This is a genomic window from Streptomyces rubellus, from assembly GCF_036323805.1.
Taxonomy (GTDB): domain Bacteria; phylum Actinomycetota; class Actinomycetes; order Streptomycetales; family Streptomycetaceae; genus Streptomyces.
On sequence record NZ_JAZDCX010000026.1, the window covers coordinates 24,786 to 48,271 of the forward strand.

21 protein-coding genes and 1 pseudogene are annotated in these 23,486 nt (G+C 72.8%); 17 read left to right on the forward strand and 5 right to left on the reverse strand.

Translation table 11 applies throughout. From position 1 onward, the window contains the following. Positions 1-110: 110 nt before the first annotated feature. Positions 111-977 carry a DUF4184 family protein gene (locus V1L54_RS24665; RefSeq protein ID WP_330120317.1) on the forward strand — a complete coding sequence of 289 codons (867 nt, stop codon included), beginning with the start codon at positions 111-113 and terminating at the stop codon, positions 975-977. A 22-nt stretch (positions 978-999) separates the two neighbouring features. Here the strand turns inward: V1L54_RS24665 and V1L54_RS24670 are convergent, their stop codons facing one another. Continuing rightward, the gene (locus tag V1L54_RS24670) at positions 1,000-2,028 is read right to left on the reverse strand and encodes a rod shape-determining protein (protein ID WP_330120318.1); all 1,029 of its coding nucleotides are present in this window, start codon (positions 2,026-2,028) and stop codon (positions 1,000-1,002) included. A gap of 463 nt (positions 2,029-2,491) precedes the next feature. On the opposite strand from V1L54_RS24670, the gene V1L54_RS24675 reads away from it, so the two are divergent. Continuing rightward, positions 2,492-2,818, forward strand: coding sequence for a hypothetical protein (locus tag V1L54_RS24675; RefSeq protein WP_330120319.1), 327 nt, complete (start codon positions 2,492-2,494; stop codon positions 2,816-2,818). A 116-nt stretch (positions 2,819-2,934) separates the two neighbouring features. Here V1L54_RS24675 and V1L54_RS24680 read toward each other — a convergent pair whose 3' ends face one another. Then, positions 2,935-3,342: a RidA family protein gene (locus tag V1L54_RS24680; RefSeq protein WP_330120379.1), complete on the reverse strand. Its 408-nt coding sequence runs from the start codon at positions 3,340-3,342 to the stop codon at positions 2,935-2,937. Between the two features lie 241 nt (positions 3,343-3,583). On the opposite strand from V1L54_RS24680, the pseudogene V1L54_RS24685 reads away from it, so the two are divergent. From V1L54_RS24685 to V1L54_RS24695, 3 genes and pseudogenes are all read left to right on the forward strand, one after another. Next, positions 3,584-4,788, forward strand: a pseudogene (locus tag V1L54_RS24685) (helix-turn-helix domain-containing protein); the annotation flags it as partial. A 272-nt stretch (positions 4,789-5,060) separates the two neighbouring features. Continuing rightward, complete coding sequence (locus tag V1L54_RS24690) at positions 5,061-5,642, forward strand: flavoprotein (protein ID WP_330120320.1); 582 nt, start codon at positions 5,061-5,063, stop codon at positions 5,640-5,642. Positions 5,643-5,951: 309 nt separating this feature from the next. Then, the gene (locus V1L54_RS24695) at positions 5,952-6,503 is read left to right on the forward strand and encodes a helix-turn-helix domain-containing protein (RefSeq protein ID WP_330120321.1); all 552 of its coding nucleotides are present in this window, start codon (positions 5,952-5,954) and stop codon (positions 6,501-6,503) included. Positions 6,504-6,593: 90 nt separating this feature from the next. Here the strand turns inward: V1L54_RS24695 and V1L54_RS24700 are convergent, their stop codons facing one another. Then, positions 6,594-8,501, reverse strand: coding sequence for an ABC transporter ATP-binding protein (locus tag V1L54_RS24700; protein WP_330120322.1), 1,908 nt, complete (start codon positions 8,499-8,501; stop codon positions 6,594-6,596). A 337-nt stretch (positions 8,502-8,838) separates the two neighbouring features. Between V1L54_RS24700 and V1L54_RS24705 the strand changes: the two genes are divergently transcribed. Both V1L54_RS24705 and V1L54_RS24710 read left to right on the forward strand, forming a co-directional pair. Next, positions 8,839-9,198 carry an ArsR/SmtB family transcription factor gene (locus V1L54_RS24705; RefSeq protein ID WP_330120323.1) on the forward strand — a complete coding sequence of 120 codons (360 nt, stop codon included), beginning with the start codon at positions 8,839-8,841 and terminating at the stop codon, positions 9,196-9,198. 305 nt (positions 9,199-9,503) lie between these two features. Further along, positions 9,504-9,743 carry a DUF397 domain-containing protein gene (locus tag V1L54_RS24710; protein ID WP_100202822.1) on the forward strand — a complete coding sequence of 80 codons (240 nt, stop codon included), beginning with the start codon at positions 9,504-9,506 and terminating at the stop codon, positions 9,741-9,743. Positions 9,744-9,747: 4 nt separating this feature from the next. Here the strand turns inward: V1L54_RS24710 and V1L54_RS24715 are convergent, their stop codons facing one another. Continuing rightward, positions 9,748-10,371 (reverse strand): ATP-binding protein, encoded by a 624-nt coding sequence (locus tag V1L54_RS24715; RefSeq protein ID WP_330120324.1) that lies wholly within the window; start codon positions 10,369-10,371, stop codon positions 9,748-9,750. A gap of 354 nt (positions 10,372-10,725) precedes the next feature. Here V1L54_RS24715 and V1L54_RS24720 point away from each other — a divergent pair, with 354 nt between their 5' ends. The 4 genes from V1L54_RS24720 to V1L54_RS24735 all read left to right on the forward strand — a co-directional run bounded on the left by V1L54_RS24720 (position 10,726) and on the right by V1L54_RS24735 (position 15,091). Continuing rightward, the gene (locus V1L54_RS24720) at positions 10,726-11,565 is read left to right on the forward strand and encodes a Sco1979 family transcriptional regulator (RefSeq protein WP_330120325.1); all 840 of its coding nucleotides are present in this window, start codon (positions 10,726-10,728) and stop codon (positions 11,563-11,565) included. Between the two features lie 324 nt (positions 11,566-11,889). Beyond that, positions 11,890-12,453, forward strand: coding sequence for a DinB family protein (locus V1L54_RS24725; RefSeq protein WP_330120326.1), 564 nt, complete (start codon positions 11,890-11,892; stop codon positions 12,451-12,453). A gap of 129 nt (positions 12,454-12,582) precedes the next feature. Further along, a complete protein-coding gene (locus V1L54_RS24730; protein WP_330120327.1) occupies positions 12,583-13,209 on the forward strand; it encodes a PadR family transcriptional regulator in 627 nt (208 codons plus the stop codon). A 202-nt stretch (positions 13,210-13,411) separates the two neighbouring features. Further along, a complete protein-coding gene (locus V1L54_RS24735; RefSeq protein ID WP_330120328.1) occupies positions 13,412-15,091 on the forward strand; it encodes a threonine/serine exporter family protein in 1,680 nt (559 codons plus the stop codon). A 25-nt stretch (positions 15,092-15,116) separates the two neighbouring features. Here V1L54_RS24735 and V1L54_RS24740 read toward each other — a convergent pair whose 3' ends face one another. Continuing rightward, a complete protein-coding gene (locus V1L54_RS24740; RefSeq protein ID WP_330120329.1) occupies positions 15,117-15,614 on the reverse strand; it encodes an inorganic diphosphatase in 498 nt (165 codons plus the stop codon). Positions 15,615-15,737: 123 nt separating this feature from the next. On the opposite strand from V1L54_RS24740, the gene dacB reads away from it, so the two are divergent. The 6 genes from dacB to folE all read left to right on the forward strand — a co-directional run bounded on the left by dacB (position 15,738) and on the right by folE (position 23,449). Further along, complete coding sequence (gene dacB / locus V1L54_RS24745) at positions 15,738-17,213, forward strand: D-alanyl-D-alanine carboxypeptidase/D-alanyl-D-alanine endopeptidase (RefSeq protein ID WP_330120330.1); 1,476 nt, start codon at positions 15,738-15,740, stop codon at positions 17,211-17,213. 165 nt (positions 17,214-17,378) lie between these two features. Continuing rightward, complete coding sequence (locus V1L54_RS24750; protein WP_330120331.1) at positions 17,379-18,527, forward strand: Rv3626c family coenzyme F420 biosynthesis-associated protein; 1,149 nt, start codon at positions 17,379-17,381, stop codon at positions 18,525-18,527. Positions 18,528-18,681: 154 nt separating this feature from the next. After that, positions 18,682-19,803, forward strand: coding sequence for a tRNA lysidine(34) synthetase TilS (gene tilS, locus V1L54_RS24755; protein WP_330120332.1), 1,122 nt, complete (start codon positions 18,682-18,684; stop codon positions 19,801-19,803). Between the two features lie 36 nt (positions 19,804-19,839). After that, positions 19,840-20,379: a hypoxanthine phosphoribosyltransferase gene (gene hpt / locus V1L54_RS24760; RefSeq protein ID WP_330120380.1), complete on the forward strand. Its 540-nt coding sequence runs from the start codon at positions 19,840-19,842 to the stop codon at positions 20,377-20,379. Positions 20,380-20,673: 294 nt separating this feature from the next. Next, positions 20,674-22,722: an ATP-dependent zinc metalloprotease FtsH gene (gene ftsH, locus V1L54_RS24765; protein ID WP_330120333.1), complete on the forward strand. Its 2,049-nt coding sequence runs from the start codon at positions 20,674-20,676 to the stop codon at positions 22,720-22,722. A 121-nt stretch (positions 22,723-22,843) separates the two neighbouring features. Further along, on the forward strand, positions 22,844-23,449 hold the full coding sequence (gene folE / locus V1L54_RS24770; RefSeq protein WP_330120334.1) for a GTP cyclohydrolase I FolE: 606 nt from the start codon (positions 22,844-22,846) through the stop codon (positions 23,447-23,449). The last annotated feature ends 37 nt before the right edge of the window (positions 23,450-23,486 follow it).

The window sequence follows — 23,486 nt, forward strand, 5'->3', positions numbered from 1 at the left end:
GACCCGTTCCGTCCCCTCCGGGGCGGGCGGGTCCGGACGGTTAGGGTCACGGGAGTCCGCCCCGGCAGAACCGGGCTCCGGGGGGACCGCGGGGAACAGGGGGAGAGGGAATGCCGTTCACGCTCAGCCACGCGGCCGCCGCGCTGCCGGGGATCCGTCCGGACGGGACCGGCCGGGGCCCGCTGCTGCCGTCCGCGCTGGTCGCGGGCACGCTCGCGCCGGACCTGACGTACTACGCCGCCAGCGCGGCACCCGCCGCCATGGAGCTGGGCGTGTACACCCACTCCCCGGCCGGGGTGCTCACCGTGGACGTGCTGCTCGCCGCCGCGCTGGTGGGGATGTGGCTGCTGCTGCGGGCGCCGCTGTCGGCCCTGCTGCCCCGGCGGCGGCAGGGCAGTGCGTACGCGCTGCTGCGCGGCGGCACCTGGCGCGGCCGGCCGCCCGCCGCCCTCGCGGCGCGGTTCTGGCTCTCGGCGGCGCTGGGCGCGGCCACCCACGCGGTCTGGGACTCCTTCACACACCTGGACCGGTGGGGGGTGCGGCGGGTGCCGTTCCTGGCCGAGGAGGTGCTGGGCGTACCGCTCTACCACCAGCTCCAGTACGGCAGCTCGGCCGTCGCCCTGGTGGCGCTCGCCGTCTTCCTGCGCCGGGCCTGGCGGTTGACGGCACGGCACCTGCCCGACGCCCCGGCGCCCGCCGGGCTGCCCGTCCTGGCCGCACCCGTCCGGCGGTGGGCGGTGACGCTGCTGGCCGGGGCGGCGGTGGCGGGCGCGGCGCACCGCTGTGCCCGCCGGGCGGCGGCGGAACCGGGGATAGCCTGGGACGGCTACCTGCCCACCGCGCTGTTCGGCGCGGGCGCCGGACTGGTTCCGGCGCTGGTGGCCTTCGCGGTGGCGGTGCACGCCGTACAGGCGGCGCGCGCCGGGCGGCCGGACGAGGCCGGCGCTGACCGGCCGCCCGCCGTGCCCCGCACCTGACGGCCGGCCGGCAGACGGCCGGTCAGCGGCCCAGTGGGTCCCGGTGGAGCGGCCGTACGCGTCCCTCCAGCATCGCGCCCAGCCCCTCCACCGCGCAGACGGCCGGCTGCTCGGCGACCCGGACCGGCATCCCGGTGGCCTGCCGCAGCATCGTGTCCAGCCCCGGCAGCGCCGCGCTGCCGCCCACCAGCGTGATCCCGCGGTCCGCCAGATCGGCCACCAGATCGGGCTGGCACTGGCGCAGCACCCCGCGGATGGCGTCCACCAGCGAGGTCAGCGGGGGACGGAGGGCGGCGCGCACATCGTCGGTGTCGACGCTCACCGTGCGGAACCGGCCGGTGGTCACGTCCCGGCCGTAGACCTCGGCCTCGGACCGCCCGGCGGGCGCGACGGACATGGCCAGGTGCAGCGGGTGGACCGCCTGGCCGGGCAGCAGCAGCTCGTGGTGGCTGCGCAGATGCTGGACGACGGCCCGGTCGATGACCTCGCCGCCCACCGGCACCGTCTCGGCGGCGACGATCGAGCCCAGCGAGAGCACCGCGGTATGGGAGGTGGAGGCGCCGCACAGCACGATCATCGTGGCCTCCGGCTCCGTCACGGGCAGCCCGGACCCGACGGCCGCCGCGATGAGACCGTCCACCAGCTCCACCCGCCGCGCGCCCAGCCCGGTGAGCGTCTCCACGGCGGCCCGCCGGGCGAGCGGCTCGGCGCCGTGCGGCACGCAGACGGCGGCACGCAGCGTCGGCCGGCGCCGCCAGGCCCGGCGGAGCCGGTCGCCGAGCAGGGCGCGCAGCATCCGCCGGGCCATGTCGATGTCGACCACGGTCCCGCCCGCCACCGGCCGGACGACCCGGATGTGCTCGGGGGTGCGGCCCACCATCCGCTCGGCGGGGGCGCCGACCGCGATCAGCGCGCCGGAGCGGGTGTTCACGGCGACCGCGGACGGCGCGTCCACGATGACACCGAACCGTTTGAGGTAGACCCGGGTCCGGGCCGCGCCGAGGTCGACGGCCACGGAACAGCGGCGCAGTTGCTCAAGACTGACGGTCACAGCGGCATCTCCCGTGGTGGTCCCGTGGTGATCGGACAGGGCCGCCGCGCCGGCGGTCCTGCCCTCATCGTGGGGGCGGTGCGCCACCCGCGCGCGCTGGACTGATCCGGATGGGCGTCGGCCCGGCCCGGACGCCGGACGCCGGACCGGCCGAGTGCCGCACGGCACGGCCTGGATGATGCGGGGTCAGCATGACGGAACATCAGCGGACGCCTGGTCAGGAGTTGGGCGGACGGGCGCGGGCGGTGCACCGCCCGCCGGGACCGGTCCCGCCGGGGCTCGGGCGACCGCCACACCCCGGTGCCCGGCCCACGCCTCGGCGGCCTGCACCGTCGCGTCACCGCGATGACGCAGGCGTCGCCGGATGCCGGTCCCTGCCTGTCACGGGAGGCGAGCAAGGCCGACAGCAGGGCGAAGACGGCGGCAGGGATGCATGCGTTTCTCGGCTTTGTGCAGTGTGTACATGACCGCGTCGCCCTGGGAGGCCGGCCACATCCCCCTCGTCCCGCTGGCCGAGGCGTGTGTCGACCTGCCCGGACTCGCGAACCTCGCCCACTGCACCGGGCGCCCGGCGATCCTCACCCGCTATGGGAAGCCATGGGCCGTCATAGCTCCCATGGCTGCTCTCGCCCATCTCGCGGAGGCAGCGCCCCCCGACTCCGGGGGAAGCGCGGACGTGGTGGAGGTCTCCGAACGCCTCGAGGCTCTGGGCGGGAGCACCGTGACACCGGAGAGCATCCTCGCCGCACTGCGCGCGGTCCGCGAGGAACAGGAGGAGGACGGGACGTGACCGTGGCGGCCGCTCCCCGTCGCCAAACTCCTCACCGACTTCGGGGACTCCGTGGCGGCGTGGTGCATGAGGCCGTGCGTGCCGGTTCTGCCGGTGGCCTGTGGGCCGTCGTGCGCTCAGTCGAGGACGGCGACGGCCTCGACCTCGACCAGGTGCTCGGGCACGTCCAGTGCCGCGACGCCCAGCAGGGTGGCCGGTGCGGCCGGGGTGACACCCAGCTTCGCGGCCGCCCGGTCGATCCCTTCCAGGAGCAGGGGCATCTTGTCGGGGGTCCAGTCGACGACGTGGACGTTCAGCTTCGCGACGTCGGCGAAGGAGCCGCCGGCCTCGGCCAGGGCGGCGGCGACGTTGAGGTAGCACCGCTCGACCTGCGCGGCGAGGTCGCCCTCGCCGACCGTGGCCCCGTCGGCGTCCCAGGAGACCTGCCCGGCGACGAAGACCATCCTCGACCCGGTCGCGACCGCCACCTGCCGGTAGACGTCGACCTTCGGCAGTCCCTCGGGGTTCATCAGGGTGATGGCCATGCTGTGCGCCTCCTCGTCGTGCGGGCCCATGGGCCCGCTTCCGCCGGACCGGGACACCCCCGGTCTCTCGTGGTTACTCGGAAACCGTAGGAGAGTGGCCGCTGACATGGAAGAACGCACTTTTCAGTGACAGGGGAACCTCAAGGTGACCCAGCAGCTCAGCGGCTCGGCGAGGGCCCGTCCCGGCCGGGGTGTTTTACGGTGCGGAGTGCTGAGGCCGGCAGCGCGTTAACTTTGTTCCGTGGCTGATGAGCACTTGGGCGACCGCATCGCGCGGCTTCGGCGGCTCGCAGGACTGACGCAGGAAGGTCTCGCGGAGGCTTCCGGCATCTCCGTGGACGTGGTGCGCAAGCTGGAGCAGAAGCCGCAAGCACTCGGCACGGCCGCCCACGCTTCATGCCCTGGCCGGAGGGCTCGGGGCGGAGGTCACGGCTTTGCTGGGGGGATCCACCCGGTGTTCCTTCCGCCGGCGGGGCCGAACCTCCGCAACTCGTGGCCGTGCGACGCGCGATCATGCCGCCGCTGTCCGCCCTCCCTCCGGAGCCGCGCAGCGCGGAACCCTTGTCGCTGTCACTGCTGCGGGCGGAGATCGCGGACGCGTGGACGCTCTGTCACAGCGCCGACTTCGGCAGGGTGATGGAGACCCTGCCGGGCATCATCGCGGACGCCCGGCTGGCGGCTGCCGTGGGCAGTGGAGACCAGCGGGCTGCGGGGCAGGCCGCGCTGGGCAAGACGTTGCAGCTCGGTGGTCACCTTGCCATCCGCCTCGGCAAGACGGATCTGGCCCTGGCGAGCCTCGAACGGGCGATGACGGCGGCCGAGGCGTCCTCGGACCCGCTGCTGGCCTCGATGATCTCGAACAGCGCCGCCTGGGCGTACCAGCGGCAGAACCGCCTGGAGGACGCCACGCACCTCGCCGTCCATGCCGCCGGTGTGGTCGAACACGACCACAAGCGCACCCCCGAAGGACTGCGGGTCCGGGGTGGCCTCCTGATGCCGGCGGCGACCAGTTACGCCCGGGGAGGCGACTACGACCGGGCCAACAGCATGATGGTGGCAGCGGAACAGGCGGCGAGCCGACTCGCCCGTATGCCGCCGCCTCCCGACGGGAGGATGGTGTCGATCTTCAGCCGCACCTCCGTCCGTATCGAACGGGTACGCCTGGCGGTACAACACGCCCGCCCGGAGGGGGCGTTGGAACTGGCCCGTGGGATGCGGCCGGGCAAGGACACGCCTCCGTCGTGGCGCACCTGGCTGTTGCCGGACGTCGCCCGTGCTCATGCGGACATGGGTGACGCCGATGCCGCGGTCAAAGCGCTGGAGTCCCTCCGCAGGGTTGCTCCGGCATGGATGCGCCACCACACTCTGGCAGTGACGATCGTGAACGACCTGCGAGCGAGTACCGCCCGTCCCGCCGGTGTGCGGAAACTCGCCCAGCTTCCGGGAGTCGACGGACAGCGGCGTAAAAGCAGGACGCAACGTCCCCGCAGAAACGGATTGCGCCCAGAACGCGGCGCCTCGTATCGAGTCGACCTCGCCCGTGCTCTGTCGCTTGCTGGGCGAGAGGGCGATACATTCGCGGAGCTACGTGCGGCAGAACACACCTCGCCGTAGTTTGCGGGCAGCAAGCCCAGGGTGCGCGAGACGCTGCGGGACTTGATCAGCCAGTTCTCGACGACTGCCGGTTCCCGCTCGTCCGAGGCGTTCGTGATGGCTCAATGGTGCAGGGTGGCGCGGTGGGGAAAGAAAAGCGCGGGGTCCTGGGAGTCGTCGGCACTGCGGCGGCGGGAGTCGAGACCCTGCGGACCGGTCTCGTCGAGCCCGCGATCGAGCGAGGCTGGCGGGTCGCGGTGACTCTGACACCGACGGCGGGGCAGTGGCTACGGGCGAACGGTGAGGCCAGGCGTCTGGAGAGGCTGACCGGATTGCCCGTCCGCGATCAGCCGCGTCTCAGCGGGGAGCCCCGGCCGCATCCGCTGGTCGACTGCTACGTCGTGGCTCCCGCGTCGGCCAATACGGTCGCGAAACTCGCGACCGGCGTGATGGACAACCAGGCATTGACGCAGGTGGGGGAGGCCATCGGCACCCTCGGCCTGCCCGTCGTCGTCTTCCCGCGTGTGAACGCGGCCCACGCCCGTCACCCCGCATGGCGGCGTCACATCGATGCCCTGCGCGAGGGAGGCGTCCACCTGGTCTACGGTCCGGACGTCTGGCCGCTGCACGAGCCTCGCGAAGGACCAGCAGAGCGTCAGCTTCCGTGGTCGGCAGCACTGAACACCGTTGAGGAAGCGGCTGGGTGACCCCTTCCGGTCTCCTGCTGCCCGGTTCCCGGTGCCGCGCCCGCCCCGCGCCTCACCACACCCCGTCTGGTGAGGCATTCGCCGATGTGGGACGGACCTCTTCGGACCTGTGCTCAGTTTCCCCTGTTTGGAATGTGCCGGTTCCTGGCGGCGACTGGACGGTGAGTCACCCGTCAAGGTCCTGTGGATCTTCCATGCGGCGGGATTGATCTGCCGAGGGGCGCATCTCGCGCATTCGGGGGTGTACGGGTTCTTCCTGGCAGTACCGTTCTGGGCGTCGGGAACACAACCCGCACAGCGGAGGCCGGTATGCCCCGTGTCGATGACGAGCACATCGGAACTCGTGTACGGATCGCCCGCACTGCGGCTGGACTGACTCAGCGGGAACTCGCCGACTTCCTGTCACGGTCGGAGGTGTGGCTGGCGAACGTGGAGTCCGGGCGGGTCTCGTTGGACCGGTACAGCGTCATCACCGCGATCGCCGAGCGGTGTGACGTCGATGTGGTGTGGCTGCTGGGACAGCCCTACCGTCTCCGGCGGGAGGGTGGGGGTCTGGCCCACTCCTGCAACCCGGCTCTGCGTACGGCGATGCGCCGTGCGAGTCCGATCCTGTCCGGACATCCGGGACTGGCCCCGCTGAGCGGGCCGGTGGATATGACCGGAGTGCGGAAGACGCTGCGGAAGGCCAACCTGGCGCGGCAGGCGGCGAATCTGCCGGAGGTGGCCCGCCTGCTGCCGCCGGTGGTCGAGCACCTGAACACCGCGTTGTTGAGCGCCGGGCCGGAGGAACGCGGGAGGGCGCTGCGCGCCCGGGCCCGCACGCCGGCCGAGTCCCTGGCGCTCCTGGAGTCCCTGGTCTGAGGGCCGGTGTTTCCGGCGTGTCCCCGCCACCGTCCGGGACCGGGACCGGAACGGCCGGAACGGCGGCGGGGACACGCCGGGGAGGCGGGTTCAGGAGGCGGGGGCGGAGACCGGCGCGGCGGTGGTGCCCGGGGCGAACTGGGTGCGGTACAGCTCGCCGTAGCGGCCGTCGGCCGCCAGCAGCTCCTCGTGGGTGCCGCGTTCGACGATCCGGCCGCCCTCCACCACCAGGATCTGGTCGGCGGCCCGCACGGTGGACAGCCGGTGGGCGATCACCACCGAGGTGCGGCCGTGCAGCGCCTCGGCCAGCGCCTCCTGGACGGCTACCTCGGAGGTGGAGTCCAGGTGTGCGGTGGCCTCGTCCAGGATCACCACCCGCGGCCGGGCCAGCAGCAGCCGGGCGATGGTCAGCCGCTGGCGCTCGCCGCCGGAGAGCCGGTAGCCGCGTTCGCCGACGACGGTGTCCAGTCCGTCGGGCAGGGAGGCGACCAGTTCCTCCAGCCGGGCGCGGCGCAGCACCTCCCACAGTTCCTCCTCGCCCGCGTCCGGCCGGGCGAAGAGGAGGTTGGCGCGGATGGTCTCGTGGAAGAGGTGGCCGTCCTGGGTGGCCATGCCGAGGGCGGACCGCAGGGAGGCGGAGGACAGCTCGCGCACGTCCACGCCGCCGATCCGCACCGCGCCGCCGTCGGTGTCGTACAGCCGCGGCACGAGCTGGGCGATGGTGGACTTGCCCGCGCCCGAGGAGCCCACCAGGGCGACCATCTGCCCCGGCTCGGCGCGGAAGGACACCTGGTGGAGCACCTGTTCGCCGCCGCGGGTGTCGAGCACGGCGACCTCCTCCAGGGAGGCCAGGGAGACCTTCTCGGCGGACGGGTAGGCGAAGTCCACCTTGTCGAACTCCACCGCCAGCGGGCCGTCGGGCACCCCGCGGGCGTCCGGGCGCTCCTCGATCAGGGGCCTGAGGTCCAGCACCTCGAAGACGCGCTGGAAGCTGACGAGCGCGCTCATCACCTCCACCCGGGCCCCGGCCAGGGCGGTCAGCGGGGCGTAGAGCCGGGTCAGCAGCAGGGCGAGGGCCACCACCGCGCCGGGTTCCAGGGCGCCGCTCAGGGCGAACCGGCCGCCCAGTCCGTAGACGAGGGCCAGGGCCAGGGCGGAGACGAGGGTCAGGGAGGTGAGGAAGACGTACTGGACCATCGCGGTGCGCACCCCGATGTCGCGCACCCGGCGGGCCCGTACCGCGAACTCCTCCGACTCGTCCGCCGGGCGCCCGAACAGCTTGACGAGGGTGGCGCCGGGCGCGGAGAACCGCTCGGTCATCTGGGTGCCCATCGCCGCGTTGTGGTTCGCGGCCTCCCGGGAGAGCCGGGCCAGCCGGGTGCCCATCCGCCGCGCGGGCAGCACGAACACCGGCAGCAGCACCAGGGCGAGCAGGGTGATCTGCCAGGACAGCCGCACCATGACCGCCACCGTCAGCAGCAGGGTGACGATGTTGCCCACCACCGAGGAGAGGGTGTTGCTGAAGGCCCGCTGGGCGCCGATGACGTCGTTGTTCAGCCGGCTGACCAGCGCGCCGGTGCGGGTGCGGGTGAAGAAGGCGACCGGCATCCGCTGGACGTGGTCGAAGACGGCCGTGCGCAGGTCCAGGATCAGGCCCTCGCCGATCCGTGCCGACAGCCACCGGGCGAACAGTCCGACGGCGGCCTCGGCCACCGCGATGGCCGCGATCAGTACGGCCAGCAGGACGACGGTGTCGGCCGCCCCCTCGGCCGGCGGTTGTTCGGCGATCACGTTCACCACCCGGCCGGCGAGCACCGGGGTGGCCACGGCCAGCAGCGCGGTGACCGTGCTGAGCAGCAGGAACAGGGTCAGCCGCCGCCGGTGCGGACGGGCGAAGCCCGCGATGCGGCGCAGCGTCGCCCGGTCGAAGGGGCGCTGGTCCTGGGGTGCGTGGCGCGCCTGGTAGAGCGCGTTCCACGCGGCGGATTCCATACTCATGGCGGGTCCTCCGGTCCTCCGCGCCGGCCTCCCGGCGCTGACGACGACGGTAGGAGGTGAAGTCGGCTTGAGGTCAAGGACGGGCGGAGCGGCGGAGGCGCCGCGGGGCGTCCCGCGGCGCCTCCGCCCGGCATCCGCCGGCCACCGTACGGCCCTTTGTCCAGGGGGCGTTCAGCCGACGGGACAGGGTTCCGCTTTCGGTGCCGGCGGGGGATCATTCGGGTGACCACTGATTGACCACAGTTACCGACGCGGAGGCGGGCGGTCCGGGGCCGCTGACCGACGGCACCGGAATGCTCCTCCCGCTCCGCGCCCACCCGAGGGCTCTAGGGGGAACATGACTGCCATCGGCGTACCCGAGGACCGGCTCCGGGAGGACCGGCTCTTCGCCGCGCTCGCCAACGCCACCCGGCGCGAGGTGCTGCGCCTGCTCCGCGTGGAGGGGCCGCAGCCCGTGCAACGGCTGGCCGACCACTTCGACATGCGGCGTCCCAGCCTCTCGGAGCATCTGAAGGTGCTGCGGGAGGCCGGTCTGGTCAGCGAACGGCGCATGGGACGGGAGCGGCACTACCGGCTGGAGGCCGGTCCGCTCAGCGAGGTACAGGACTGGCTCAGCCCGTACGAGCGGTTCTGGCGCGAGACGCTGGGAGATCTGCGCGACCTGCTCGACCGGGGGCCCGACGACCCGGCGGCGTAGGGGACCGGGCGGGCGGGAGCGGGTCCGGGGGCGGGGGTGCCGGGGCCCGGTTCCGTTTCGTCCGCCGGTCCGGCCGGCTGTGCCGTCCGGTTCCGCCGCGGGCGGTGCTGCTCCGGTCGTACGGTGCGCTCCGTACGGCCGCCGCCCGGCGGAGAACACTTCTCGACCCGTTGTCATGAACCCGTGACAGGCTGTCGTGCACGTGCATCTTCACGTGCATCCGCATATGAACGGGGCTATGATCCGAAGAAGTTGACCGTTCCAGCTACCTGACCGCACCCGACCGCACTGTCCGGGAGAGTCCGATGCCCCAGGCGTACAACGGCATGGCAGCCAGGGACCTCCACGGGGTCGTCTGGCAGAAGAGCAGACACAGCAACTCCCAGGGAGCGTGCGTGGAGTTCGCCAGACTGCCCGGTGGCGACGTGGCCGTACGGAACTCGCGCTTCCCGGACGGCCCCGCACTGGTCTACACCCCCGCCGAGGTCGAGGCGATGCTCCTCGGCGTCAAGGACGGCGAGTTCGACCACCTCGTACAGGACTGACGCCTCAGCGCGCCCGGGGGTTGAGCCGGAAGAGCGCCCAGACCACTTTTCCGGACGCCCCGGGCACGGATTCGGCCATCGGCTGCCAGCCCCAGCCGTCGCTGAAGGACTCGACGAGGAAGAGCCCGCGCCCGGACTCCGCCTCGGCGTCGACGCGGTCGGCGTGCTCGGTGCCCGGCGTGCCGGGCACCCCGAGCAGGTCCGCCGTGTCGTCGGCGGGATCGGGGCCGAGGAGGCCGGCCAGTTCCGCGAGCCCGGGCGTCCTGGCGACGGGCGCCTTTCCGCCGGGATCGCGCACGGCGCAGACCAGCCGGCCCGACCAGTGCATCAGGTGCAGCCTGATCGGCGGCGCCGGCCTGCCGGGCCCGGACCCCGGCCCGGACCCGGTGTCGGACAGGCCGTGGCGCAGGGCGTTGGTGACCAGTTCCGAGACGACGAGGGTCACGTTGTCGAGGCACCCGGCCAGCCGCCAGCGCGTCAGCGTGCTCCGGGTGAACTCCCGGGCGGTCCGCACCGCCTCGTGGCGGGGCGGCAGGACGCAGGAGGCCGAACCGGAGAGCGTGTCGGGGTCGAACGGCGGGAAGTCATGCCATAACCGGTCGAGCACGGTCGGTCCTTCGGTCCCCATGGCGAGGCACTCCTGGCGATGCGGCGGTCATGGCCCTGGCGGACCCCGTCAGCGGTCTTCCGTTTCCTCTTCCGCTTCGTTGCGCTGGTGCTGTGAATCGTGTACATGCCCAAGTGCCCTGACTCTGTGTGCACTCGCGCTTTCCCCATGGTTCCCAATGCCCACAGCAGATGCAAGGGCAGATGCACGTGCACGCACGACTTTCGATTGTGTGTAACCGCATGGGCACGCAACGGAGCGCATTAGTGGCACACTTCCTCCTGTGCCAGGGGTGGAGAGCTGATCACAACAGGAGTATTTCCGGTGAAAAACGGAGCGAACGGGGCAGGCGGGGCCGGCCGGTCGAGCGGGTCGATGGTGCGTCGCATCCTGCTCGGCTCTCAGCTGCGGCGACTCCGCGAGGCCCGCGGCGTCACCCGTGAGGCCGCCGGATATTCCATCCGGGCTTCCGAATCCAAGATCAGCCGCATGGAGTTGGGACGGGTGAGCTTCAAGGCGAGGGACATCGAGGACCTGCTCACGCTGTACGGCGTCACCGACAAGGCGGAGCGCGAGCCCCTGCTGGACCTGGCGCGGGAGTCCAGCGTGGCCGGCTGGTGGCACAGCTACAGCGATGTGCTGCCCAACTGGTTCCAGACGTACGTGGGCCTGGAGGGCGCCGCCTCCCACATCGGCGTCTACGAGGTGCAGTTCGTCTCCGGACTGCTCCAGACGGAGGACTACGCGCGCGCCGTCGTCACCAGCGGGCACCAGGAGGGGCTGTCGCGGGAGGAGATCGACCGGCGGGTCGCGCTGCGCCTGGAGCGGCAGAAGCTGCTCCTGTCCGAGCGGGCGCCGCGGTTCCGCTGCGTACTGGACGAGGCGGCGCTGCGCCGCCCGTACGGCGGCCGCGCGGTCATGGACGCCCAGCTGCGGCATCTGACGGAGCTCTCCGAGCTGCCCCATGTCACACTCCGGGCGATGCCGTTCGACACCGGCGGCCACCCGGCCGAGAGCGGGGCGTTCACCCTGCTGCGCTTCCCCGAGTCGGAGATCTCCGACATCGTCTACCTGGAGCACCTCACCGGCGCCCTCTACGTGGACAAGCCGGACGAGGTGGCCCAGTACGAGAAGGTGCTCGACCGGCTTCTGGAGGACAGCCTCCCGTCCGTGAAGACCCGGGACCTCCTCCACCGGATCCGGCAGACCCTCTGACGCGCCGCCGGGCACCGGCCCGCCGCAGCTTCCGGTGACGCCCTCCCGGGCGCCCGGGCGCGTACCGGCCGGGGCGCCGCACGGCGCGGTCCCGGCACCCTCCAGCTCCGGCGCGTGCCATGACGCCGTGGGGTACTCCCGTGTCCCCTGCTCCCCTGCTCCCCTGTTCCCGCGCCCCGCCGGTGCGGGGTTCTCCGGCGCGGTCCCCTTTTCTTTCCGGCTTCCCCGTCGTGCCCCTTGAGGACAGCACTCGTCCGCAAGGGTGCATAGCGTGTGAGTCGTCGGGGAGAACGGCCCCGTCCCTGAGCCCCGAGGAGAGTCGAGATGCCTGTTGTCGTCCCCACCGAAGCCCCCGGTGACGAGCGCGGCGCCCTGCTGGCCTACCTGGAGGCCCAGCGGGGCGCCGTCCGCCGCGCCCTGCACGGTCTCACCGAGGAGCAGGCCCGCAGCAGGCCGAGCGCGAGCGAGCTCTCGGTGGCCGGGGTGCTCAAGCACGTCACGGTGGGCGAGCGCGGCGCGCTGCGGATGATGCGCGGCGAGCCCCTCGACATCCGGAAGCAGTCGAAGGAGTGGGAGAACAGTTTCCTCCCCGGTCCGGAGGAGACGATCGAGTTCCTGCTGGCCCTCTCCGCGGAGGTGGCCCGCGAGACCGAGGCGGCGGTACGGGCGCTGCCCTCGCTCGACGTCACCTTCACCGCCCCGAGGGTCCCCTGGGACGAGGGCGGGGAGCGCTCCTGGCGCTGGGGCCTGCTCCACCTGATCGAGGAGACCGCCCGGCACGCCGGGCACGCGGACGTCATCCGCGAGTCGATCGACGGCAAGGGCGCCTTCGACCTGGTCTTCGAGACGGGCGCGATGCCGGAGCCGGACTGGTCCGTCATGGGGTGACCCGGCCGCCGCCGGGGCGCCCCGAGCCCGTACGCCGTGCCCGTCGCCGCCCGGATACGCTGGGCGGCGACGGGCGCCGCGCGTTTCCGGCGCCGTACGCGGAACAGGGCGGAACGGGAGAGGACGACGGTGTCGGCGATCAGGCTGCTGGTGCTGGGCGCGGTCCGCCAGCACGGCCGCGCGCACGGCTACCAGATCCGCAACGACCTGGAGTTCTGGGGCGCGCACGAGTGGTCCAACGCCAAACCGGGCTCCATCTACCACGCACTCAAACAGCTGGCGAAACAGGGCCTGCTGCACACCCGCGGCACCGGGCCCAGCACGGCCGGCGGCCCGCCGCGCACCGAGTACGAGCTGACGGACGCCGGCGAGGCGGAGTTCTTCCGGCTGCTGCGCTGGGCGCTGACGGCGCACGACGAGAAACCCGACGTGCTCACGGCGGGCGTGGGCTTCCTCGTGGACCTGCCGCGCGACGAGGCGATCGCCCTCCTCGAACAGCGGGTGAGGGCCCTGGAGGAGTGGAGCCGGGAGGTCGAACGCCACTGGACCCCGTCCGCCGCCCCGGAGGAGTGGGGCCACATCGGCGAGATCATGAAGCTGTGGGTGCACACCGCCGTCAGCGGCGCGGAGTGGACCCGCGGCCTGATCCGGCGCCTGCGGGACGGCGCGTACGTGATGGCCGGTGAGGGCGAGCGGTCGGTCGAGGTGCTGCCCGAGGGGACGGCGAACCCGTACGCCGAACGGCCGCCCGGCTGACGCTCCCGCACCGCCGTCCCGAGCCGCCGTCCCGGCCCGTCACCCCGCGCCCGCCGCCTGTGCGCACATCACACCGCCGGTGCCTTCCGTAGCGGCGGCGCGGTCCTATGCTCGCAGTTGGAACCGGGCATCTCCGGCGACAGGACGGGAACCCGCGAGGCCGTACGACGGTCGGCCGACGGCATGAGGAGCGGACAAGAGCGTGACCGGGCATACCCCGAGAAACAGCGGTACGACCGAGACGAGCCGCCCGGAGGACCACCGTTTCGACCGGCGCTGGTCCCCGTCGGAGGAGACGGGAACGCACAGCGCCTTCGCCCCGCCCGAGGGCATCCCGCTGCCGTCCCCGCAGACCGAGGACGAACACCCCACGTCGGAGTTCGTCGTCCCCGAGGGGCTGCGCAGGCCGGCACAGCACGAGCCCGGCATCGCCTTCACCCCGCCCGAGGGCATCCCCGCGCTCCCCGGTCTGACGCGGCCGGGCACGCCCTGGCAGGACCGGATGCGCACCATGGTGCGGCTGCCGCTGGGCGAGCGCCCGGTGCCCGAGCGGCCCCGGCGCACCGACGAGGAGGACGCCGAGACCGGACCGGCCCCGCCGCGCGTCCTGGACCTGACGCTGCGCATCGGTGAACTGCTGCTCGCGGGCGGTGAGGGCGCCGAGGACGTCGAGGCGGCGATGTTCGGCGTGACGCACGCGTACGGCCTGGACCGCTGCGAGCCCACCGTCACCTTCACGCTGCTGACGGTCACCTACCAGCCCTCACTCGTGGACGACCCCGTCTCGCTGAGCCGCACGGTGCGCCGCCGCGGCACCGACTACACCCGGCTGGCGGCCGTCTACCGGCTGGTGGACGACATCACCGGCGACGGGGTGACGCTGGAGGAGGCGTACCGCCGGCTCGCCGAGATCCGCCGCAACCGCCACCCGTTCTCCAAGGGCACCCTCACCGTCGCCAGCGGCCTGCTGGCCGGCGCGGCGTCCACCCTGGTCGGCGGCGGCTGGCTGGTCTTCTTCCTGGCGGCGGCCGGCGCGATGCTCGGCGACCGGATCGCCTGGTTCCTCGCCAAGCGCGGGCTGCCGGAGTTCTACCAGTTCGTGGCGGCGGCGATGCCGCCCGCGGCGATCGGGGTGGCGGTCGCGCTGTTCGCGTCGGACCTCGGCCTGAGCATCAGGGCGTCCGCGGTCGTCACCGGCGGTCTGTTCCCGCTGATTCCGGGACGGGCCCTGGTCGCGGCCGTCCACGACGGGCTGACCGGCTTCTACATCACCGCCTCGGCCCGGCTGCTGGAGGTGGTCTACCTGGTCGTCGGCATCGTGTGCGGGGTGCTGCTGGTGCTGTACATCGGCGCCGAGCTGGGCGCCGAGTTCAACCCCGGGGGACTGGACCTGCACAGCCGGCCGCCCCTCCAGCTCGCGGCGGCGATGCTGCTGGCGCTGACGTTCTGCGTGCTGCTCCAGCAGGAACGTTCGACCGTGCTGCTCGCCACCCTCAACGGCGGGGTGGCCTGGCTGGTGTACGGCGCGATGGCCGACGTCGGCGGCATCGACCCGGTGGCGGCGACCGCGGCGGCGGCCGGTCTGGTGGGCCTGTTCGGGCAGCTGATGTCGCGTTACCAGTTCGTCTCGGCGCTGCCGTACATCACCGCGTCGATCGGCCCGCTGCTGCCCGGTAGCGCCATCTACTTCGGGCTGCTCGGCATCGCGCAGGGCCATCTGAACAACGGCATCGGCAATCTGTCCCGGGCCGCCGCCCTGGCCCTGGCCATCGCCATCGGCGTCAACCTGGGCAACGAGCTGGCCCGGCTGTTCATCAAGGCACCGGGCCGGGAGACCCCGCTGCCCGGCCGCCGCGCGGCGAAGCGCACCCGCGGCTTCTGAGGACCCGCACACGTGCGGCGGGGCGTCAGTGGTGGCCGCCGCCCGACGCCTCCAGGCGCTTGATCGAGGCCTCGACCTCCGCCTCGGCGTCGGCGCGGCCGACCCAGTTGGCGCCCTCGACCGACTTGCCGGGCTCCAGGTCCTTGTAGACCTCGAAGAAGTGCTGGATCTCCAGCCGGTCGAACTCGCTCACGTGGTGGATGTCGCGCAGGTGCTCCACCCGCGGGTCGGACGCGGGCACGCACAGCAGCTTGTCGTCGCCGCCGGCCTCGTCCGTCATGCGGAACATGCCGATCGCCCGGCACTTGATGATGCAGCCGGGGAAGGTGGGCTCCTCCAGCAGCACCAGGGCGTCCAGAGGGTCTCCGTCCTCACCCAGGGTGTTGTCGACGAAGCCGTAGTCGGCCGGGTACACGGTCGAGGTGAACAGGTGCCGGTCGAGCCGGATGCGACCGGTCTCGTGGTCCACCTCGTACTTGTTCCGCGAACCCTTCGGGATCTCGATGACGACGTCGAACTCCAAGGGAGACTCCTCCGTGTGCTTCAGTCCTCGCCGGGGCCGCGGGGGCACTCCCCCCGGCACCGGCGGTGTGGTGGTTAAGTGTCCCTCACGCAGGTGTGTGGGCGCGAAAGGGGCTGGTCCGAGGTGCGGGACACATGGCGGGTGGCGATCGGTTCCGCCGCCGTCGGACTGGCGGTCGCGCTGTCGGCGGTGACCGTCGCGGGACCGTGGGACTCCGGCCAGCGTACGGCGGAGCGGGTCCGCGCCGCCGACCGGGACCGGCACAGTGGCGAGGAGCACACCGGCAGCCGCCCCGGTGCCGCGCCCGGCGCCGCGGCGGTGCTGACCGCGCTGGGCACCGGCCGGGGCGGGGGCCCGGACACTGCCGGGCCGGACGACCCCGCCGCGCCGGCCCCCGCCCCCGCGCCCGCCCGGCTCGCCGCCGTCCTGGACCCGCTGCTGGAGAGGGACGTCCTGGGCACGGTCCGTACGGCCGCGGTGGTGGACGTGGCGACCGGGCGGCAGCTGTACGGCTCGGAGGCGGACCGGGCCGTCACCCCCGCCTCCACCATCAAGATCGCCACCGCGGCCGCCGCGCTCTCGGCGGCCGGCCCGGAGCACCGGATCGCCACCCGGGTGGTGTGGGACGCGGCGGAGCGGCGGATCGTGCTGGTCGGTGGCGGGGACCCGACGCTGACCGGTGCGCAGCTGCGGAAGCTGGCCGAGGCCACCGCCCGGGAGCTGGCGGAGCGCGGCGCGGAGAGGAGCGGGCAGGACGCGCGGGGCGGGCGGGAAATCGCCCTGGCCTACGACACCTCGCTCTACACCGGCCCGGTCCGCCACCCGATCGGGGTGAACGACAACATCGCGCCGGTCGTCCCGCTGATGGTGGACGAGGGACGGCTGGACGACAGCACCGCCGGGCCCGCCCCGCGCTCGGCCGACCCGGCCGGCGACGCCGCCCGGGCCTTCGCCGGCCGGCTGCGCGAACTCGGAGTCCTCGGGGGCGATGCCGCCCGGCCCGTCGCGGCGGGCCGGGCCCCGGCGAACGCCGAGGAACTGGCCGCCCACCGGTCCGCGACGCTGGCGGAGCTGGCCGAGCGGATGCTGACGCACAGCGACAACGACATCGCCGAGGCGCTCGCCCGGCTCACCGCCGTCGAGCGCGGCGAGCCCGCGAGCTTCGCCGGGGCCGGGCGCGCGGTGCGGGCGCAGCTCGCGGAGCTGGGGCTGCGTCCGGCGGGGTCGCGCTTCGCGGACGGCAGCGGACTCGACCGGGACGACCGGATCTCCGCCGGGCTGCTGGCCCGGCTGCTCGCGCTGGCCGCCGAACCCGGCCGGCCCGGGCTGCGGCCGGCGCTGACCGGGCTGCCCGTGGCGGGTTTCAACGGCACGCTCGGCGGCCGCTACGACGGTGCCGGCACCCGCGGCGGCGCGGGCCTGGTCCGCGCCAAGACCGGCACGCTGACCGGGGTCAACACACTGGCGGGCACGGTGGTGGACGCCGACGGCAGGCTGCTGGCCTTCGCCTTCCTGGCCTCGGGCACCACTGACCGCCAGGGGGCCCACACCGCCCTGGACCGCCTGGCCGCGGCCCTCACCGCCTGCGGCTGCCGCTGACACCGGCACGCCGGCCCGCCCCGGCGGCGGCCGGATGCCGGCCGCCGGGCTTTACGAACGGGTCCCGGCGGGCACCCGTGAGCGGAGCCGGTCCGGACCCGGTGTCCCCTGTAGTCGTCCCCCGTCGTCCTCCCGTCCGGCGGCGACGGCACGTACGGTGAAGTCATGACGAGCCTCGGTGGTGTGGAGATGGTCGACTGGAATCTCGCGGTGGCGACCGCGACCCGGCTCGTGAAGCCGGGGCCCGAAGTGAGCCGGGACGAGGCGCGCGAGGCCGTGGCCGAGCTGCGGCGGCACGCGGCGGCGTCCGAGGAGCACGTACGCGGCTTCACCCGGCTGGCACCGGCCGACGGCGCCGGTGACACCCCCGTGCTCGTCGTGGACCGGCCCGGCTGGATCCGGGCCAACGTGGCGGGCTTCCGCGAGCTGCTGACGCCGCTGCTGGGCAAGATGCAGGAGCGGCGCGCGGGCGGACCGGGCGGCGCGGTGCTCGGGGTGGTCGGCGGCAAGGTGACCGGGGTGGAGGTCGGGATGCTGCTGTCGTTCATGGCCTCGCGCGTCCTGGGCCAGTACGAGACCTTCGCCCCGCCCACCCCCGACCTGCCGGGCACCCCGGGCGCGGGCGGCGGGCGGCTGCTGCTGGTCGCGCCGAACGTCGTGCACGTGGAGCGCGAGCTGGACGTCGACCCGCACGACTTCCGGCTGTGGGTGTGCCTCCACGAGGAGACGCACCGCACCCAGTTCTCGGCCGTGCCCTGGCTGCGCGACCACATCGAGGCGGAGATCCACTCCTTCCTCGGGGAGACCGACATAGACCCCTCCACGCTGCTGGAGCGGCTGCGCGAGGCCGTCCAGTCGCTGGCCGGGGGCGGGAAGCCGTGGACGGCGGGGACGGAGGGCGCGGAGGCGGACGGTGAGGGCCGCAGCTTCGTCGAGCTGGTGCAGACGCCCGCCCAGCGCGAGGTGCTCGGCCGGCTGACCGCCGTGATGTCGCTGCTGGAGGGGCACGCGGACTACGTGATGGACGGGGTCGGCCCCCAGGTGGTGCCGAGCGTGGCCGAGATCCGGGAGAAGTTCCAGAAGCGCCGCGCGGCCGGTGCCGGCCGCCTCGACCAGGCACTGCGCAAGCTGCTGGGGCTCGACGCCAAGCTGCGCCAGTACCGCGACGGCGAGCGGTTCGTCCGCGCGGTCGTGGACGAGGTCGGGATGGACGGCTTCAACAAGGTGTGGACCTCCCCGAACACCCTGCCCACCAAGGGGGAGATCGCCAAACCGGCGGACTGGGTCGCGAGGGTGCACCGGAAAACGGACTGATGACCACCGAACGCCCGCACAATCACTCTTCCGAGGGACCGTGAGCCGTGGGTGCGCGTGCGATGCTCAGGAAGACCACTCTTCTCTGTCACCATCTACGCACACTGTGTAGTCACAGTGGCCATCCACCCCCCTCCCGAGGAAGTGAACGGACATGGGTCCCCACCCCGCGGTCGCGGCGATACGCCTGGCGGTTCGCCGCACGCTCCACGAGATCCTCCGCGAGACCGGCGGAGACGTTCCCGGTGCCGGCTCCGGTGTTCCCGGCCGGGAGGCATCCGGTGCCGGGCTCCCCCCGCTGGTGCTCGTCGCCTGCTCCGGGGGAGCCGACTCGACGGCGCTCGCCTCCGCCCTCGCCTTCGAGGCCCCCCGCCTCGGCCTGCGGGCCGGCGGCGTCACCGTGGACCACGCCCTGCAGCCCGGCTCCGACGAGCGGGCCCGCGAGGTCGTCTCCCGTCTCACCGCCCTCCACCTCGAACCGGCCGAGGCCCTCACCGTGACCGTCGGCCGCGACGGAGGCCCCGAGGCCGCCGCCCGCACCGCCCGCTACACCGCCCTCGACGAGGCCGCCGAACGGCACGGCGCCCTCGCCGTCCTCCTCGGCCACACCCGCGACGACCAGGCGGAGACGGTCCTGCTCGGACTCGCCCGCGGGTCCGGCACCCGCTCGCTGGCCGGGATGGCGGCCGTCTCCGGTTCGCCGGCCGGGCGCCCGGCCGCCCGGCGCCGCTACCGGCGGCCGTTCCTCGCCCTCGACCGGCAGACCACCCGCAAGGCGTGCATGGTCCAGTCGCTGCCCGTCTGGGACGATCCGCACAACGCCGATCCGGCCTTCACCCGCTCCCGGGTGCGCCACGACGCCCTGCCCGCGCTGGAGAAGGCGCTCGGCAAGGGCGTGGTGGAGGCCCTGGCCCGTACCGCCCAGCTCTCGCGCGACGACGCCGACGCGCTGGACGTCTGGGCGTGCGAGGCCGAGCTCGCGGCCCGTACGGCCGCCCCCGCGGCGGACGGCGCCGCCGGCGCCACCGACCCCGGTGCCGGTGAGGCGGTCGCGTTCGACGTCGCCCGGCTCCGCGCCCTGCCGCCCGCCGTCCGCCGCCGGGTGCTGCGCCGGGGGGCCGTCGCGGCGGGGTCCCCGGCGGGTTCGCTGTTCGCCCGCCACATCGAGGAGATGGACCGGCTGGTCACGGACTGGCACGGCCAGCGGGCGCTCAACCTGCCCGGCCGGGTGGCCGCCCGCCGGCAGGGTGGCACACTGGTCGTCCGGCAAGTGTGAACCTCGACCGAGAGCGGCAGGGTGGACGAGAAGGACATGGGCACCGATCTGAAGTCGGTGCTCGTCACCAAGGAAGAGATCGACGCGAAGCTGGCCGAGCTGGCCCTTCGGATCGACGCGGAGTACGCGGGCAGGGACCTTCTCCTGGTCGGGGTCCTCAAGGGCGCGGTGATGGTCATGGCCGATCTCGCCCGGGCCCTGTCCACACCGGTCACCATGGACTGGATGGCGGTGTCGTCCTACGGCGCGGGCACCCAGTCCTCCGGCGTGGTCCGCATCCTCAAGGACCTGGACACCGACATCCAGGGCAGGCACGTACTGATCGTCGAGGACATCATCGACTCCGGCCTGACGCTGTCCTGGCTGCTGTCGAACCTCGGCTCGCGCGGGCCCGCGTCGCTGAACGTGTGCACCCTGCTGCGGAAGCCGGACGCGGCGAAGGTGGCGATCGACGTGAAGTGGGTCGGCTTCGACATCCCCAACGAGTTCGTGGTCGGCTACGGCCTGGACTACGCGGAGAAGTACCGCAACCTGCCCTTCGTGGGGACGCTGGCACCCCACGTCTACGGCGGCTGACGCCCCCGGCCCCGGCCGGCGGCGGGCGTCCGAATGTCCCCGCGGCCGCCCGGGAACGCGGGGAGAGGGCTCGGCGTTGTAACCAATGGGCGGGATTGTTCACAGCCCCTCAGGCGCCGCAAGGCCGTGCTTCGGGCGACAATGCTGGGGTACCGTCCGAAGGTCGGTCTGTTGAGGCAGTCTGTTCGTAGGCCGAGCCAAGCCGAGTAATACACCGTACGCACAGCGACCTCCCCCGGGATCGCGGTGCCTCAACTGTGGCAGGAGGGACGGGGCGCACGCCGCCCCGTGTGGATGGACGTGAAGCGCTACTTCCGTGGTCCCATCATGTGGATCGTGCTGGCCGCCCTCGCCGTGGTCGTGTTGATGAACGTCGTCGGCTCGTCCGGCGGCTACAAGACGGTGGACACCGGCGAGGTCGTACAGGCGATCAGCAAGAACCAGATCAAGTCCGCCGAGCTGACCACCGGCGACGAGCAGAACGTCAAGGTCGAGCTCAAGGGCGACACCGAGATCGAGGGCAGCAACAAGGTCCAGGCCAGCTACATCGACGAGCAGGGCTTCAACCTGGCCCAGCAGCTGCAGTCCAAGTACCAGGAGGGGCAGATCCCCGAGGGGTACACCGTCTCGCCGCAGAAGCAGAACGCGTTCGTCGGGATGCTGCTCTCCCTGCTGCCGTTCGTGCTGATCGTGGTCGTCTTCCTGTTCCTGATGAACCAGATGCAGGGCGGCGGCTCCCGGGTGATGAACTTCGGGAAGTCGAAGGCGAAGCTGATCACCAAGGACACCCCCAAGACGACCTTCACGGACGTCGCCGGCTCCGACGAGGCGGTCGAGGAGCTCCACGAGATCAAGGAGTTCCTCCAGGAGCCCGCCAAGTTCCAGGCCGTCGGGGCGAAGATCCCCAAGGGCGTGCTGCTGTACGGCCCGCCCGGCACCGGAAAGACGCTGCTGGCGCGCGCCGTCGCGGGCGAGGCCGGGGTGCCGTTCTACTCGATCTCCGGTTCCGACTTCGTGGAGATGTTCGTCGGTGTCGGCGCCTCCCGGGTCCGCGACCTGTTCGAGCAGGCCAAGGCGAACGCCCCGGCGATCGTCTTCGTCGACGAGATCGACGCCGTCGGCCGCCACCGCGGCGCCGGCATGGGCGGCGGCCACGACGAGCGCGAGCAGACGCTGAACCAGCTGCTGGTCGAGATGGACGGCTTCGACGTCAAGGGCGGGGTCATCCTGATCGCCGCCACCAACCGGCCGGACATCCTGGACCCGGCGCTGCTGCGCCCGGGCCGCTTCGACCGGCAGATCGCGGTGGACCGTCCCGACATGCAGGGCCGGCTGGAGATCCTCAAGGTCCACGCCAAGGGCAAGCCGATGGAGCCCGACGTCGACCTGGGCGCGGTGGCCCGCCGCACCCCCGGCTTCACCGGCGCCGACCTGGCCAACGTGCTCAACGAGGCCGCGCTGCTCACCGCGCGCAGCGACAAGAAGCTGGTCGACAACAAGTTCCTGGACGAGGCGATCGACCGCGTCGTGGCCGGACCGCAGAAGCGGACCCGGATCATGAGCGACAAGGAGAAGAAGATCACCGCGTACCACGAGGGCGGACACGCCCTGGTCGCGGCGGCCCTGCCGAACTCCGACCCCGTCCACAAGATCACGATCCTGTCGCGCGGCCGGGCACTGGGCTACACGATGGTCCTGCCCGACGAGGACAAGTACTCCACCACGCGCAACGAGATGCTCGACCAGCTCGCGTACATGCTGGGCGGACGCGCGGCCGAGGAACTGGTCTTCCACGACCCGACCACGGGCGCCGCCAACGACATCGAGAAGGCCACCGCCACCGCCCGTGCCATGGTCACGCAGTACGGCATGACCGAGCGGCTGGGCGCGATCAAGTTCGGCTCCGACAGCTCCGAGCCCTTCCTGGGCAAGGACATGGGCCACCAGCGCGACTACTCCGAGGAGGTCGCCGGGCTGGTGGACGAGGAGGTCAAGAAGCTGATCGAGGCCGCGCACAACGAGGCGTGGGAGATCCTCGTCGAGAACCGGGACGTCCTGGACAACCTGGTGCTGGCCCTGCTGGAGAAGGAGACCCTCGGCAAGGAGGAGATCGCCGAGATCTTCCGCCCGGTCGTCAAGCGCCCCTTCCGTCCCGCCTGGACGGGCTCCGCGCGCCGGACGCCCTCGACCCGGCCGCCGGTCTCCACTCCCAAGGAGCTGGCCCTGGCCAACGGCTCGTCGTCCGTCCCGGAGAAGGGCAAGGAGATCGGTCCGACCGAGACGGCGCTCTCCAAGGAGGACCCGGCCCGGCGGTCCCAGGAGGAGCCCCGCTCCGAGGGCTGACCCGGCCCGTGAGTGACGGGAGCCACCACGGCTCCCGGAATGCCGTACCGCGCCCCTCCGGTTCACCGACCGGAGGGGCGCGTCGCATTTGCGCCGCGCAGGCACGAGAAACGAGGAACGCATGATCGACCCGGTGACGCTGGACGGCGACAGCCCCGTCGGCGAGTTCGACGAGAAGCGCGCCGAGAACGCCATACGCGAACTGCTCCTCGCGGTCGGCGAGAACCCCGACCGCGAGGGACTGCGGGAGACCCCGGCCCGGGTGGCGCGGGCGTACCGGGAGATATTCGCGGGACTGCGGCAGCGGCCCGAGGACGTCCTGACCACCACCTTCGACCTCGGACACGACGAGCTGGTGCTGGTGAAGGACATCGAGCTGCTCTCCTCCTGCGAGCACCACCTGCTGCCCTTCCACGGAGTGGCCCACATCGGCTACATCCCGGCCGCCTCGGGAAAGATCACCGGGCTGTCGAAGCTCGCCCGGCTGGTGGAGGTCTTCGCCCGCCGCCCCCAGGTCCAGGAGCGGCTGACGACCCAGGTCGCCGACTCGCTCATGCGGATCCTGGACGCGCGCGGGGTGATCGTCGTGATCGAGTGCGAGCACATGTGCATGACGGTCCGCGGGGTCCGCAAGCCCGGCGCCAAGACCATCACCTCCGCCGTCCGCGGCCAGCTCCGCGACGCCACCACCCGCGCCGAGGCGATGAGCCTGATCATGGCCCGCTGACCGGTCCGCCGACCGGCCCGCCGCCGTACGGGTACGC

Coding starts and splice junctions, on each gene's coding strand:
- V1L54_RS24665 (WP_330120317.1), top strand. CDS start 111: ATGCCGTTCACGCTCAGCCACGCGGCCGCCGCGCTGCCGGGGATCCGT.
- V1L54_RS24675 (WP_330120319.1), top strand. CDS start 2,492: ATGACCGCGTCGCCCTGGGAGGCCGGCCACATCCCCCTCGTCCCGCTG.
- V1L54_RS24680 (WP_330120379.1), bottom strand. CDS start 3,342: ATGGCCATCACCCTGATGAACCCCGAGGGACTGCCGAAGGTCGACGTC.
- V1L54_RS24690 (WP_330120320.1), top strand. CDS start 5,061: ATGGTGCAGGGTGGCGCGGTGGGGAAAGAAAAGCGCGGGGTCCTGGGA.
- V1L54_RS24695 (WP_330120321.1), top strand. CDS start 5,952: ATGCCCCGTGTCGATGACGAGCACATCGGAACTCGTGTACGGATCGCC.
- V1L54_RS24700 (WP_330120322.1), bottom strand. CDS start 8,501: ATGAGTATGGAATCCGCCGCGTGGAACGCGCTCTACCAGGCGCGCCAC.
- V1L54_RS24705 (WP_330120323.1), top strand. CDS start 8,839: ATGACTGCCATCGGCGTACCCGAGGACCGGCTCCGGGAGGACCGGCTC.
- V1L54_RS24710 (WP_100202822.1), top strand. CDS start 9,504: ATGCCCCAGGCGTACAACGGCATGGCAGCCAGGGACCTCCACGGGGTC.
- V1L54_RS24715 (WP_330120324.1), bottom strand. CDS start 10,371: ATGGGGACCGAAGGACCGACCGTGCTCGACCGGTTATGGCATGACTTC.
- V1L54_RS24720 (WP_330120325.1), top strand. CDS start 10,726: ATGGTGCGTCGCATCCTGCTCGGCTCTCAGCTGCGGCGACTCCGCGAG.
- V1L54_RS24725 (WP_330120326.1), top strand. CDS start 11,890: ATGCCTGTTGTCGTCCCCACCGAAGCCCCCGGTGACGAGCGCGGCGCC.
- V1L54_RS24750 (WP_330120331.1), top strand. CDS start 17,379: ATGACGAGCCTCGGTGGTGTGGAGATGGTCGACTGGAATCTCGCGGTG.
- tilS (WP_330120332.1), top strand. CDS start 18,682: ATGGGTCCCCACCCCGCGGTCGCGGCGATACGCCTGGCGGTTCGCCGC.
- hpt (WP_330120380.1), top strand. CDS start 19,840: ATGGGCACCGATCTGAAGTCGGTGCTCGTCACCAAGGAAGAGATCGAC.
- ftsH (WP_330120333.1), top strand. CDS start 20,674: ATGGACGTGAAGCGCTACTTCCGTGGTCCCATCATGTGGATCGTGCTG.
- folE (WP_330120334.1), top strand. CDS start 22,844: ATGATCGACCCGGTGACGCTGGACGGCGACAGCCCCGTCGGCGAGTTC.